This window comes from Bacillus paralicheniformis (assembly GCF_001042485.2).
Lineage (GTDB): Bacteria > Bacillota > Bacilli > Bacillales > Bacillaceae > Bacillus > Bacillus paralicheniformis.
The window spans coordinates 324,320-337,081 of sequence record NZ_LBMN02000004.1 but is presented as its reverse complement, the minus strand read 5'-3'; the positions used below and the strand labels follow the sequence as shown (position 1 = coordinate 337,081).

The window sequence follows — 12,762 nt, the reverse complement described above, 5'->3', positions numbered from 1 at the left end:
AACTTTTATTGCATCTCAAGGAAAAACCGTTTTTTTCTTTGAGGTGAACAACGTCTTATCATATTGGAGGAAGCTATGAATACTCAAACGAAACACAAGTTGGACAAAGATTGGGTGATTTTGATGAAGGAGGCGAAAAAACTTGGGCTGCAAATTGAAGATGTGAAAGAATTTCTTCACAGTCAGCCCGTCCAAAGCGATGCTGAAAAACCGATAAAGCAGTAAGCGTTTAGAAGCATCAGTTATCCAAAAAAACAGGCGGTTCTGTTGAATCTTGATCTATCAAGATGATCCAACCGGCTGTTTTAACGAGTGTTTTAATTGATAATGACGTATTTGAGCAGCAGGCCTGCTGCCTGTGTATAGATTCTGTCTGCTCCATAGAAACGCGCGTTTTAAGGAGCAGCCTTACCTTTGCCCTGTACATAGGTCGTTTCATTTTTCCAGCTTCACTCTCTTAAGGGGTACCAGACCGGATTGAATAAGGCGTTTTAGAGCCATTGCTAACCAACGCTGACGCCAGCAGTCCCATTCACTTTCTTCTGCATCGGTTTCGATTGCCTTTCTCCCGAAGGGGGGCGGAGCTTTTCGTCTTGATCCTTCTGATAATATCCTCATGCTTCCTTTCCATTCTCTCTTTTCTGTTAAGTTCGCTTATATAATCGATTTTTCCGATGGTAAATATCTAAAATATCAATTTTACTGATGATTGTTGTTATCTTAAACTGAATTCATGACCGATTCCAAAGGAGGATGAAACAATATGGGGATAGCAGCAATCTGCGGAAGCTCCCGTGAAAATGGAAATACGGAAGAACTGATGAATCGATTAGTAGACGGACTTGATGCCGATAAGATATTTCTGCGAAACTATCACATTCAGCCCGTATCGGACTACAGGCACAGCAATACAGCCCCTTTTTACCCTGATGATGACTACAGAGACCTGATCAGCCGGGTGCTGGAGAAGGATATCCTAGTTTTCGCCACTCCGATCTATTGGTACGGCATGTCGGGTCTGATGAAAAATTTTATTGACCGCTGGTCACAGACATTGATAGAGCATGGAAGATCTGCATTTAAACAGCAAATGGCGAAAAAAACGGTCTACGTGGCAGCTGTCGGAGACGATGATCCCCGCTTGAAAGGGCTGCCGCTCATTCAACAGTTTCACTACATATTTGATTTTATGAACATGACATTCGACGGCTATTTGCTCGGCAAAGGAAACAAGCCCGGCGGCGTGATAACAGACCGGGAAGCGATTGCGTCTGCAAATGAACTGAGAAGGAAGCTGACAGAGGCGGAAACGAGGCGGAAGGCATGACAAATGAGAAGAAAAAGGTGAACAAACGGTTTCTTTTATGGAAAAAACATTTATTCGAGATGATCAGGTCTTTCATCTTATATAAATAAAACGCTGTGTGAAAATTGAAGAATAAATCCGGAGCGTGTTACATACCTTTGTTGTATCTTTTCAGACAAACACAAGGAGGGGCAAAGAACAAATGAGAGAAGGCAAAATAGATTACAGCAAAGCTGCGGCATCTCCGGAGTTCCAGCGGTTGTTATCACGGAAACGGGCTTTTATTGTACCGATGACGATTTTCTTTCTGCTCTTTTATTTCCTGCTGCCGGTTATGACATCATACTTCACATTTTTGAATCAGCCGGCAGTCTGAGCCATCACATGGGCATGGGTTTTTGCGATAGCTCAGTTTGTTATGACATGGACGCTGTGCATTATGTATACAAAAAAAGCCGGTCAATTCGATCAAATTGCAAGCGATTTCAAAAAGAAGATTGGAGGCGTTGATTCATGAGTGCCACAGCCTTTATTCTGTTTCTTGCCATTGTTGCTCTCACGCTTGTCATTACGTATTTCGCGGCCAAACAGACAAAAACGGCCAATGAGTTTTACACGGCGGGAGGAGGGCTTACCGGCATTCAAAACGGACTGGCTATTGCGGGAGATTACATGTCAGCGGCTTCTTTCCTCGGCATTGCCGGGATGATCGCTTTGAACGGGTTTGACGGTTTTTTCTACAGCATCGGCTTCCTCGTCGCTTATTTAGTCGTGCTTTACATTGTGGCAGAGCCGCTCCGAAACCTCGGCAAATTTACAATGGCGGACATGATTGCCTCTCGTTTTAAACAAAAGAAAATTCGCGGTGTCGCCGCATTAAACACGATCACGATCTCCACCTTTTATATGATTGCACAGTTAGTCGGCGCCGGTGCGCTGATCAAGCTTCTGCTCGGCATCGATTATACGCTGGCCGTGTGCATTGTCGGGGTTTTGATGACCATATACGTCGTATTCGGAGGAATGATCGCAACCAGCTGGGTCCAGATCATCAAGGCCGTTCTCTTGATGGCAGGGACGCTCATTATCTCAATCATCGTTTTTTCAAAATTCGGCTTCAGCCTGACGAACATGTTTGAACAAATGAAAACAGCTACTCCGCTTGGGGCTGATTTTTTGAACCCCGGCAATAAGTATAAAGTTCCTCTTGAAACACTTTCACTCAATTTGGCACTCGTCCTCGGGACAGCCGGCCTGCCTCACATTCTCATCCGGTTTTATACAGTAAAAGATGCCAAAACGGCAAGGAAATCGGTAATCTCGGCTACATGGATTATCGGTATATTTTATATTATGACGGTCTTTCTCGGTTTTGGTGCTGCCGCGTTTGTCGGTTTTGAAAACATTTTAGCTGCCGATAAAGCGGGGAACATGGCTGCACCGCTGCTTGCTCAGGCGCTCGGCGGAGATTTTCTGTTCGCCTTCGTCTCAGCCATCGCGTTCGCAACGATTTTGGCGGTGGTCACAGGCCTTGTGCTGTCGGCGGCATCCGCTTTTGCGCATGATATATACAGCCAGATTATCAGAAAAGGCGCGGCTACGGAAAAAGAGCAAATGATCGCTGCAAGATGGGCTTCCATCGGCGTATCCGTCCTTTCGATTCTGCTTGCTGTCTTCGCCCAATCGCTGAATGTCGCGTTTCTTGTCTCGCTTGCATTTGCCGTGGCGGCAAGCGCCAATCTGCCGCTCATTATCTTCACCGTCTTCTGGAAAAGATTTAATGCGGCCGGCGCTTTGGCCGGCAGTCTGACCGGTCTTTTAAGCGCGCTGATTCTCGTCTCCATCAGCCCGAGTGTCTGGGACCCGGCCGGAAACGCTATCTTTGTTGGGGAACCGCTGATCCCGCTTTCCAACCCGGGTATCATCTCCATTCCGCTCGGCTTTCTAGGCGCTTATCTCGGGACGATTCTGTCTTCAAAAACCCCTGATCAAGAAGCATTTGCAGAAATTCAGGTCAAAGCGCATACAGGCATTCACATGGATCAATCTTAAACTGGATGCACACCCGAAAAAAACTTATGAGCCGGCCGGCTCATAAGTTTTTTTATTCCCGAAAGCTCGCCAGCCGCTCGTTCAGCGCTTTCGTGTGCCGGTAGACATCTCTGTAAATTTGAAACAGAGCTTTGTATTGTCTGCTGTATTCACGGCGGGGTGAAAAGGTTTCTTTGATGAGAACGAATCGGTCTGCACAAGCTTCAAGCGACGGAAACCAGCCGCACCCGACGGCCGCGATCATGGCTGCTCCATATGCCGGCCCCTGTTCGCTTGTGAGTCTGATGATGTCGGCGTTGAAGATATCCGCCTGGATTTGCAGCCATTGATCGCTTTTGGCGCCTCCGCCGATTGAAATCACGCGGCTGATATCCTTTCCCGCGGCACGGAATTGTTCAATGCTCTCGTGTAGGGAGAATGTGATGCCTTCAATGACGGCTCTGACGAAGTCCGCCCGTGTATGTGCGCTGTCCATCCCGATGAAGCTGGCGCGAATATCTGCGTCGGCATGAGGGGTTCTCTCCCCTGACAAGTAAGGGGTAAACAGCAGCCCCCGGGCACCGGGACGGGAATGGTCAATATCGCTAATTAATTCGTCAAATGACGTTTGCCCGGCAAATACATCTTTAAACCAGCTGAAGCTGCGTCCTGCGGAAAGCGTCACTCCCATTGAATAAAACGCATTGGGGGCGGCGTGGTTCAGAAAATGAATATTGCCATCAAACGCTTGATCTCGGTTTGATTCATATGTGAGAACAACCCCTGAGGTGCCTATGCTGCAAAGGGCCGTTCCTTCTCTTAAAATACCGGCGCCGACCGCGCCGCATGCATTATCAGCGCCGCCGGCAAACACCTTGACTTCAGGAGCCAGACCGGTTTCGGCCGCGAATTCCGGACTGACGCCGCCGACACAGGCGCACGGCTCAATCAGATCCGGACATAAGGACTCCGGGATGCCGAGCTTGCTGCAGATTTCCCCGCTCCATGTCTGATGTTTCACATCGAGCAGGAGCGTTCCGGCCGCATCTGAATATTCGCTGTGCAGACGCCCCGTCATCGTGTACCTGACGTAGTCTTTCGGCAGCAAAAAAACGGCCGCCTTTTCAAACAACTTTTTTTCATGTTCTTTCACCCATAAAAGCTTCGGAAGGGTAAAGCCTTCGAGCGCCGGGTTTTTCGCGATCTCGAGCAGGCGCTCCTTTCCGACTTTCTCGTTAATCAGACGGCATTGTTCGGTTGTCCGTGTATCGTTCCACAGGATCGCGTTTCGCAAAACCTCTCCTTTGCCGTTTAAAAGTACCAATCCATGCATCTGTCCGGAAAAGCTGATCCCTTTAATCTGAGATGCTTTTCCCGGGAAATGCATAACTAATTCCTTAATGGCTTCCTTCGTTTTTACCGCCCATTCTGCGGGATCCTGTTCAGAATAACCGGAATGGGGCTGAATGATGGAAAATGGTTTGGAGACCTCGCCGCACAGCTCTCCCCGCTGATTGACAAGGATGATTTTAACCGCGCTGGTGCCGAGGTCGACCCCGATCACGTATTCCACTAGCGTGTCTCCTTTTCTGCCGGCGCTTCGCGCAAAGCGTTCAATAAGTAACGGTTAACGGTCGCTTTCAGTCGTTCCTGGCGGCCTGACTGATTTTCAATTTGGTCGTGTTCAAGAGCGTATGCGGCAAGCTTATTCAGATCGGTGCGGCCTTCTTTGATCTCAAGCCCGATCCCTTTCGTATAGCTTTCATAACGCTCTTCAATGATCTGGTCGAGGGCTTTGTCTTCAAGCAGACGGGAGGCGACTTTCAAGCCGACTGCATACGTATCCATTCCTGCGATATGAGCGTGAAATAAGTCTTCATCCGCAAAAGACGGGCGCCTTACTTTAGCATCGAAGTTAATACCACCGGTTTTAAACCCGCCTGCTTTCAAAATTTCATACATCGCAAGTACTGCAGAATACAGATCGGTCGGGAACTCATCAGTATCCCAGCCCAGGAGCAAATCGCCCTGATTGGCGTCAATGGAACCCAGCACGTCGTGCAAGGCAGCCACCCGTAGTTCATGCTCAAATGTATGCCCGGCCAAGGTCGCATGGTTCGCCTCAAGATTGAGTTTAAAATGGTCTTTTAAACCGTAAGTTTCTAAAAAAGCGATCGTTGTGGCCGCATCAAAATCGTATTGGTGCTTCGTCGGCTCCTTCGGCTTCGGCTCGATCAAAAATTGGCCGTCAAAACCGATTTCGCGCGCATACTCAACCGCCATTCTATAAAATGAAGCCAAGTTTTCGAGTTCAAGCTTCATATTTGTATTCAGCAATGTTTCATAACCTTCTCTTCCGCCCCAGAACACATAGTTTTCCGCTCCAAGCTCCTTGGCGATATCCAGTCCTTTTTTCACTTTTGCGGCCGCATAGGCATAGACATCCGCATTGCAGGAAGTTGCGGCCCCGTGGACATACCTCGGATGGGTAAACATATTGGCTGTATTCCAAAGCAGCTGAACACGGCTAGTCTCCATCATTTCTTTAAGAAAAGACGACATTTGATCCAAATACGTAAATGTCTCACGCAACGTTGCTCCTTCATCAACGATATCAACGTCATGAAAGCAGAAATAGGGCACGCCGAGCTTTTCAAAGAATTCAAAAGCCGCTTCCGCCCGGGCTTTTGCTTTATCCAAAGGATGTGTCATCCGGTTCCACGGCCGGAACATCGTCCCGTCACCGAAAGGGTCTTTCCCGTCCGCATCAAAGGTATGCCAATACGCAACAGCGAAGCGAAGATGTTCCTTCATCGTTTTGCCGCCGACGTATTCATCAGGGTTGTAATATTTAAATGCGTAAGGATTTTCCGAATCGGCTCCTTCATACTCAATCACTCCGACATTTCTAAAAAACATTCCGATCTCCCCCTTCACTTTTCCTTGCAAAGCAAACGTTAAAAAATAAGTTTGTTTAACCATTAAACTAACTCCCTTGTATTTATTTTACAAGATGAATCAACCGCTTTCAATGGAAACGAAGGAAAAAATTGAGTTTTCTAAATTTGTTATACTATAATAAATTCACAGCTTCAAAACAATGGAGTGATTGACATTGAATACAGCGGATCAAGCCCTTGTAAAAAAAATGAACAAAGCTCTGATTCTTGAGCAGATTATTGAGAACGCACCCATTTCAAGAGCAAAACTTTCGGAAATAACGGGATTAAATAAAGCGACCGTTTCCTCCCAAGTATCTTCCTTGCTTCAAAAGGACATCATTTATGAAACCGGCCCCGGCGAGTCAAGCGGCGGCAGGAGGCCCGTGATGCTGAAATTCAATCGAAAAGCCGGCTATGCGGTCGGTATAGATATCGGAACCAATTATCTGATTGTTGTGTTAACCGATCTTGAAGGGCATTTGATTGAACAATTCGAACGGACGCTGGATGAAGAAGACATTCAGGCGACAGAAGAGGCATTAATCGAATTGACAGGGCTAGCCGTTGACAAAATACCGCCTTCCCCATACGGATTGACCGGAATCGGCGTTTGCGTACCCGGCTTGGTAGACAACGAACGGCAGGTGGTGTTTACGCCAAATAAGCCAATCCATTTGATTCCGTTAAAGGAAAAACTGGAAGAAAGGTTCGGCGTTCCCATTTTAATTGAAAACGAAGCAAACGCCGGCGCCGTTGGCGAGAAGAAATACGGAGAAGCCGGACAGCTGGAGCATGCCGTGTTTGTCAGCATTAATACCGGGATTGGTTTAGGGATTTTAATGAATGGAAAACTGTTTAGAGGTGTGCAAGGTTTTTCCGGAGAAGCCGGGCACATGTCCATTCACTTTGACGGCCCATTGTGCCGGTGCGGGAATAGAGGCTGCTGGGAGCTTTACGCTTCGGAAAAAGCCGTCTTCTCTCACTATGGAGCGAATTCCGAAGCCTCGCTTTACGAAACCGTTAAAGAACTTGCAGACCGCAGTGATCCGGGGATGATGGAGACGTTTGAAAGATTCGGTTTTCATATCGGCATCGGACTTCTCAACATCTTGAAGACGTTGAATCCCGATACGATTATCTTGCGGAATACCATTGTGGAATCCTATCCGATCATCGTCGATGCGATTAAAAAAACGATTGCCTCAAGAAGTGCTGCAGAAGCCTTGTCTAATTATCATTTGAAAATCTCCTCACTTGGCCGCACTGCCTCATCGCTCGGCATGTCCTCCCTGGTGATCGGGCATTTTCTGGAACGGTTTATGAACGAGAGATTTTAATTTTTATATCAAAAAGCGCATATTCCATTTAGGAATGCGCGCTTTGTTTAGCAGCTTGCACTTTCTTGCTGAACGCCTCGGCGGCCGCCTTTGGATCGGCAGCTTTGCTGATGGCGCTGATGACACTGATGCCGTCAGCGCCGGCCTCGATGACGGGGGCGCAGTTTTCGGCCGTGATCCCGCCGATTCCGACCACAGGTATGCCAATCCCCTGCCTGCGGAGCTCTTGAATGAGCGAGACACCCTGCACAGCTTTTGTATCCCGCTTTGTTTCAGTCGGGTAAACCGGCCCTGCACCGATATAATCCGCTCCATCCTTTTCCGCCTTTACGACTTCTTCAAGTGTATGCGCGGAAACGCCGAGGATTTTGTCCCCGATTCTCGCTCTGACGTCGGCGGCCTTATCATCATCCTGCCCGATATGCACACCATCGGCGTCAAGCGCAAGCGCAAGTTCTACATCATCGTTGATGATAAACGGAACATTGAACTGTTTGCAAAGAGCCTGCACCTGTCGAGCAAACGCCTTTTGATCTCCTGCTTTTAACGCGCCCTCGCCTTTTTCGCGGAATTGAAAAAGTGTCGCACCGCCTTTTAAGGCTTGTTCAATGACAGTTAAAGGATCGCCTGCAGTATTGTTTGAACCCATAATAAAATAGACTGACAACAGATCTTTCATCGTTTCTTTTGAGACTCGCGTCATCTTATTCCACCTCTCTGATCCTGCCGCGTTCTTTTATATCCATCGCTTCAACAGCGGCAAGCTGATTCAAAAACTCGATTTGAAAGCTTCCGGGCCCCAGGTTTTCCGTTTTCTCCGCGGCCAACTCGGCCGCCGTTCCATAAAAAGCGGCTGCAGATACAGCGGCATGGCAAACGTCTTTTTCAACGGCGCAAAACGCACCGATGACAGAGGTAAACAGACAGCCTGTCCCCGTCACTTTCGTTAACAGTTGATGTCCGTTGCCTACGGTATACGTTTTTGTTCCATCCGTTATGACATCTTCAGCTCCGGTTATGATGACGGCTGTATCCCATAATTTCGCGGCTTTTTTGGCGAGCTCTTTTCTGTCGCCGCTCCCTTCGCCTGCATCCACGCCTTTGATCAGCCAGTCCTCTCCAAGCGTGTTGGCAATTTCCGCGGCATTGCCTCTGACGGCGGAAACCTTCACTTCGCGCATAATCGCTTGAGCCGATTCTGTTCGAAACGGCGTCGCCCCAGCACCGACTGGGTCAAAAATAACCGGCACACCGTGTTCATTGGCGGACTTTCCTGCAATGATCATCGATTCAACAGATTCCCGGCTGAGCGTGCCGATGTTCAGCACAAGGGCTCCGGCGATCTTTGCCATGTCGGCGGCTTCTTCCCTCGCATACGCCATCACCGGCGATGCGCCGAGAGCCAGTAAACCGTTCGCCGTAAAATTGGTGACGACATTGTTTGTCATATTGTGTACGAGCGGTTTTTGCTTTCTGACTTTTTCAATTCCTCTTGCGGCATCTTCCAGATTCATTCGGCTGCATTCCCTTCTGTTTTTGAATTTTCGCTCCATATATATACGATTTTGTATGATCAATCCACGCCCTCGCCGCGAACGACAGATAGCGGTCTTTTCTCCAAATGACGGCGACATGCCAAGGAATGGCCGGCCTCACCAGCGGAATGATTCTCACTCTTTCCGGGTCAAGATCGCGGCAGATTCTTTCGGGCAAAAGCCCGATTCCAAGGTTAGCGGAAACCATTTCGCTGATGAAATCCCATTGCGAGGTTTCATAAATGACATTCGGCTGAAATCCAGCCTTCAAGCAAGCCGTAATGATCCGTTCGTGAAGAACAAAGTCTTCCCGGAAAAAGATAAACGGTTCTTCGCTTAACTGCCGAAGCTCGATCTCATCCGCATCGGCAAAACGATGAGACGGGTGGACGATCAGCATCAAGTCTTCTTTTACGATTGTAAAGGAGTGAAAAATCTCCTCTTTTGCAGGCAAGACGACAACGCCGATATCAAGCGATCCGTCTTCCACTCCTTCCTGCACTTTCACAGAGCCGTGCTCAACAAGCTGAAAGGTGACGTTCGGATATTTGTCTCTGAAATCCCCTATCACTTTCGGAAAAAAGCCGGAGCCGATCATCGGCGGCAAACCGATCCGCACGTGCCCTTTTTTGACGTCCATCAAGTCATTCAGCTCTGAAGTTAAATTTTGAAACGACTTGGTGATTTCCTGGGCCTGCACATACATGCTTTGCCCCGCATCAGTCAGCTCGATCTGACGCCCCCGCCGGTAAAACAGCTCAATCCCGAGCTCTTCTTCAAGATTTTTAATCATTTTGGAAATTGTCGGCTGAGATATGTATAATGACTGAGCGGCTTTTGTGAAGCTTTTCAGACGGGCTACCTCCAAGAAATAGGTTAAGTGGCGTATGTCCATTTGTTTGACACCCTTTCAGAGTTCCTGCTTGTATTCATATTCTAAACCAATTTCATTGTTTTCTGCACCCCCGTGGAGCACCCTTCTACATCAACATAAAAAAACGCCGCCGGCATACAGCCGGCAGCGCCTATCTTCGGGCAATCGCTTCATCCTGTTCCTTCAGCGTGTCCACATTGGAGCGGGTGTCCTCAATGTTTTTACGAACAGCCTCTTTATACTGTTCGACCATATTGCAAATTTCGGCTTCGCGTTCAAGCCACTTTTTCGTAAAATCAAGGTTGTTCCGCCCGAGCGCTCCGGCTGACGGGCTTTTTAAAGACACGGCTTGAAGCGTGCTGCTTACTTGCTCCAGCTGCTTCATAACCGCTGCATGGTTAAGTTTAATCGTTTTGCTCATTTCAACCACCCTTTTAAACCGTTGATTGTGCTGTGCAGAGCGTCGACGGCCTCCTCTCCTTTTTCCATCAGAAAGTCCGCCCGGTCGGCTGACCAGCTTGCAGCTTGAACAGCCCCTTTTTCAGAATCTAAAGCAAATATCTTTAAATCAATTTTATGAATATACCGATCATATTCATCGGTGAAAATTCTGTACATTGCCGTGTGCGCTTCATCACGTGCTTCGTCAAAATCGGCTGCCCTGCTTCCGGTCCACGACTCATCAAGGTTCGGACGCAAAATCTGCCTGATTTCTTCGATTCCGAGGTTTTGTTCCCGCTCTACATCGCGCTTTGCCCGCTCCAGCCTTGCAATTTGTTCTTCCAGCTCTGCCGCCTTATGAGAGAGGACACCGTGTATTTTTTGCAGCGTGTCTGAGTAGTCCATTATTGTCACCTCTGAAATTGCAGTATGATTCGCATGGATTGTTTCCTTGTCAAATTATGATTCGGTTGGTTTTTCATAGATTCACATCTTTGACTGGACTTGCTCTCATTTCCAATATTTATAGTTTAAGTCGAAAATCACGGATGTTGAATAGGCTGTAAATACTGTTTTTAGGGATATATACACAGTTCATCATCTTCCTCACAGCGCATTTCAAGGACATATAACCCGTCTTTTTGAATCATCTGTACACCGCTTTCATCGCGGACAAGTCTAAAGGCACGGGAATACGGCAGTTTAATGGTCACAAAAAATCGCCAAATGATTCCGGACGACAATTTCTAATTTTAGTCAGGAAACTGTTTCTTTTGACCTGATTTGCGCTTTTAACTATAGACAAAATGAATAATATCTATTCTGTATATGTATTTTACCTATACTTAAAACTCATGTACACTCATGTTTAGAAAGGGGGATAATGACATGAAAACATTCATTAAAGGATTAGGTCAGGTCGCTCTTTTGTTTTTATTCGCGCGTTTCATGAATCTGATTGCCGAGGTTCTTCATATAAACATTCCCGGCAGCATTCTCGGGATTATCGTCATTTTTGCGCTTCTTCATTTCAAAATCATTAAGCTGGAATGGATTGAAATCGGCGCCTTGTGGCTGCTCGCGGAGCTGCTTTTGTTCTTTGTCCCTTCAGCCGTCGGGATTATGAACTACGGAGATATTCTGGCTGAATTCGGCACAAGCATTATACTCGTTGTCCTCATCAGTACATTCGTCGTCATGGTGTCGACCGGAATGCTGACTCAATTGATTGCCAAAAGAAAGGAAAGGAAAAAAACATGCTCATCGGATGCTTAAGCCTGATCGCAACAGTGTTAATTTATCTGGGCGCAAAAGCGGTGTATTCACGCCATCCAAAGGTGTATGCGTCACCTTTATTGGTCACGCCGGTGATACTTGTCGGCCTGCTGCTTTTCATCAATGTGCCCTTTGAAGCGTACAATGCGGGCGGTCGCTTGTTGACAGACATGCTCCAGCCGGCAACCGTGGCTTTTGCGATTCCGTTGTACAAATACTTTCCAGTCTTGAAAAAATACGCGGTTGAGATCGTTATCAACGTGACTGTAGGCTGCTGTATCGCGATCCTGTCAACAGCGTTTATCGCAAAACTTTTCAAGCTGAATGAAGACCTGATTGAGAGCCTCGTTCCCAGATCGGTCACAACGCCAATTGCAATGAGCGTTTCTGAAATGATCGGCGGAATGCCCGCGGTGACCGCTGTTTTTGTTATATTGACCGCCCTGTCCGGGTCAGTGATCGGACCGATGGTCATTCGCTACTTCCGGATTGATAATGAAATCGCAAGGGGCGTGCTGCTTGGCACAAGCGCCCACGGCGCAGGTACATCAAAAGCATTTGAGCTCAGCTCCGTGTCCGGAACGATTTCAAGCGTATCGATGATCCTGGCTGCGATCATCACGCTTTGCGCAGCGCCGTTTCTCATTTCCCTTATTGCAGTGTCATAGCCGAAAAATAAAAAAACCAAATTGGGGAAGTTTTTTTCCGCCAATTTGGTTTTTTTCATTTAGACATCGAGCAGCCATATGAATATGGACATTATCAATAATATAAGGGCCAGAATAAAAGAAATACACCTGAGAGCCCAGTCATGCGGCAGTTTTGGAGAAATTGCTTTTAACAGCTTGGCGAACAGCAAACCAATCAAACCGAAAAGTGTGAAGATTCCCGATCCATCCGCCGTCATTTCCGAGAAAAATTCATCGCTTTTTTCTTTGGAAAATGTCCACAGAAATCCTGCGAAAGCCCCTGTAAGAAAAGTGATTGTCCATAATACTTTGACAAAGACCATCACCCTATT

Annotated in this window: 14 protein-coding genes and 1 pseudogene; 7 read left to right on the top strand and 8 right to left on the bottom strand. The window is 47.4% G+C overall.

Annotated features, from left to right (window positions below; genetic code table 11):
• Positions 1-75 precede the first annotated feature (75 nt).
• From ACH97_RS03965 to ACH97_RS03945, 4 genes and pseudogenes are all read left to right on the top strand, one after another.
• The gene (locus ACH97_RS03965; protein ID WP_023856995.1) at positions 76-225 is read left to right on the top strand and encodes an anti-repressor SinI family protein; all 150 of its coding nucleotides are present in this window, start codon (positions 76-78) and stop codon (positions 223-225) included.
• 538 nt (positions 226-763) lie between these two features.
• Positions 764-1,327: a flavodoxin family protein gene (locus ACH97_RS03955; RefSeq protein WP_025810603.1), complete on the top strand. Its 564-nt coding sequence runs from the start codon at positions 764-766 to the stop codon at positions 1,325-1,327.
• A gap of 181 nt (positions 1,328-1,508) precedes the next feature.
• Positions 1,509-1,823, top strand: a pseudogene (locus tag ACH97_RS03950) (DUF485 domain-containing protein).
• The gene (locus ACH97_RS03945) at positions 1,820-3,358 is read left to right on the top strand and encodes a solute symporter family protein (protein ID WP_025810602.1); all 1,539 of its coding nucleotides are present in this window, start codon (positions 1,820-1,822) and stop codon (positions 3,356-3,358) included. Before ACH97_RS03950 ends, ACH97_RS03945 begins: the two are co-directional and overlap by 4 nt.
• A 52-nt stretch (positions 3,359-3,410) precedes the next feature.
• On the opposite strand, the gene xylB is transcribed toward ACH97_RS03945, so the two are convergent.
• Positions 3,411-4,910 carry a xylulokinase gene (gene xylB, locus ACH97_RS03940; protein WP_035337931.1) on the bottom strand — a complete coding sequence of 500 codons (1,500 nt, stop codon included), beginning with the start codon at positions 4,908-4,910 and terminating at the stop codon, positions 3,411-3,413.
• The gene (gene xylA, locus ACH97_RS03935; RefSeq protein WP_023856988.1) at positions 4,910-6,256 is read right to left on the bottom strand and encodes a xylose isomerase; all 1,347 of its coding nucleotides are present in this window, start codon (positions 6,254-6,256) and stop codon (positions 4,910-4,912) included. Before xylA ends, xylB begins: the two co-directional genes overlap by 1 nt.
• Positions 6,257-6,452: 196 nt before the next feature.
• On the opposite strand from xylA, the gene ACH97_RS03930 reads away from it, so the two are divergent.
• Complete coding sequence (locus ACH97_RS03930) at positions 6,453-7,616, top strand: ROK family transcriptional regulator (protein ID WP_035337936.1); 1,164 nt, start codon at positions 6,453-6,455, stop codon at positions 7,614-7,616.
• Between the two features lie 28 nt (positions 7,617-7,644).
• Here ACH97_RS03930 and thiE read toward each other — a convergent pair whose 3' ends face one another.
• The 5 genes from thiE to ACH97_RS03905 all read right to left on the bottom strand — a co-directional run bounded on the left by thiE (position 7,645) and on the right by ACH97_RS03905 (position 10,871).
• Positions 7,645-8,319, bottom strand: coding sequence for a thiamine phosphate synthase (gene thiE / locus ACH97_RS03925; protein WP_025810599.1), 675 nt, complete (start codon positions 8,317-8,319; stop codon positions 7,645-7,647).
• 1 nt (position 8,320) lies between these two features.
• Positions 8,321-9,130: a hydroxyethylthiazole kinase gene (gene thiM / locus ACH97_RS03920; RefSeq protein ID WP_035337939.1), complete on the bottom strand. Its 810-nt coding sequence runs from the start codon at positions 9,128-9,130 to the stop codon at positions 8,321-8,323.
• Positions 9,099-10,046 (bottom strand): cidABC operon transcriptional activator CidR, encoded by a 948-nt coding sequence (gene cidR / locus ACH97_RS03915; RefSeq protein ID WP_048350643.1) that lies wholly within the window; start codon positions 10,044-10,046, stop codon positions 9,099-9,101. Before cidR ends, thiM begins: the two co-directional genes overlap by 32 nt.
• 130 nt (positions 10,047-10,176) lie before the next feature.
• Positions 10,177-10,446: a YwqI/YxiC family protein gene (locus ACH97_RS03910; RefSeq protein WP_020453374.1), complete on the bottom strand. Its 270-nt coding sequence runs from the start codon at positions 10,444-10,446 to the stop codon at positions 10,177-10,179.
• The gene (locus tag ACH97_RS03905; protein WP_020453375.1) at positions 10,443-10,871 is read right to left on the bottom strand and encodes a YwqH-like family protein; all 429 of its coding nucleotides are present in this window, start codon (positions 10,869-10,871) and stop codon (positions 10,443-10,445) included. Before ACH97_RS03905 ends, ACH97_RS03910 begins: the two co-directional genes overlap by 4 nt.
• 483 nt (positions 10,872-11,354) lie before the next feature.
• Here ACH97_RS03905 and ACH97_RS03900 point away from each other — a divergent pair, with 483 nt between their 5' ends.
• Positions 11,355-11,741: a CidA/LrgA family holin-like protein gene (locus tag ACH97_RS03900; RefSeq protein ID WP_020453376.1), complete on the top strand. Its 387-nt coding sequence runs from the start codon at positions 11,355-11,357 to the stop codon at positions 11,739-11,741.
• Positions 11,723-12,409 (top strand): CidB/LrgB family autolysis modulator, encoded by a 687-nt coding sequence (locus ACH97_RS03895; RefSeq protein ID WP_035337942.1) that lies wholly within the window; start codon positions 11,723-11,725, stop codon positions 12,407-12,409. The genes ACH97_RS03900 and ACH97_RS03895 overlap by 19 nt, the downstream gene beginning before the upstream one ends.
• A gap of 59 nt (positions 12,410-12,468) precedes the next feature.
• On the opposite strand, the gene ACH97_RS03890 is transcribed toward ACH97_RS03895, so the two are convergent.
• Entirely contained in the window at positions 12,469-12,753 is a 285-nt protein-coding gene (locus ACH97_RS03890; protein WP_048350642.1) for a hypothetical protein, read from the bottom strand.
• Positions 12,754-12,762 lie beyond the last annotated feature (9 nt).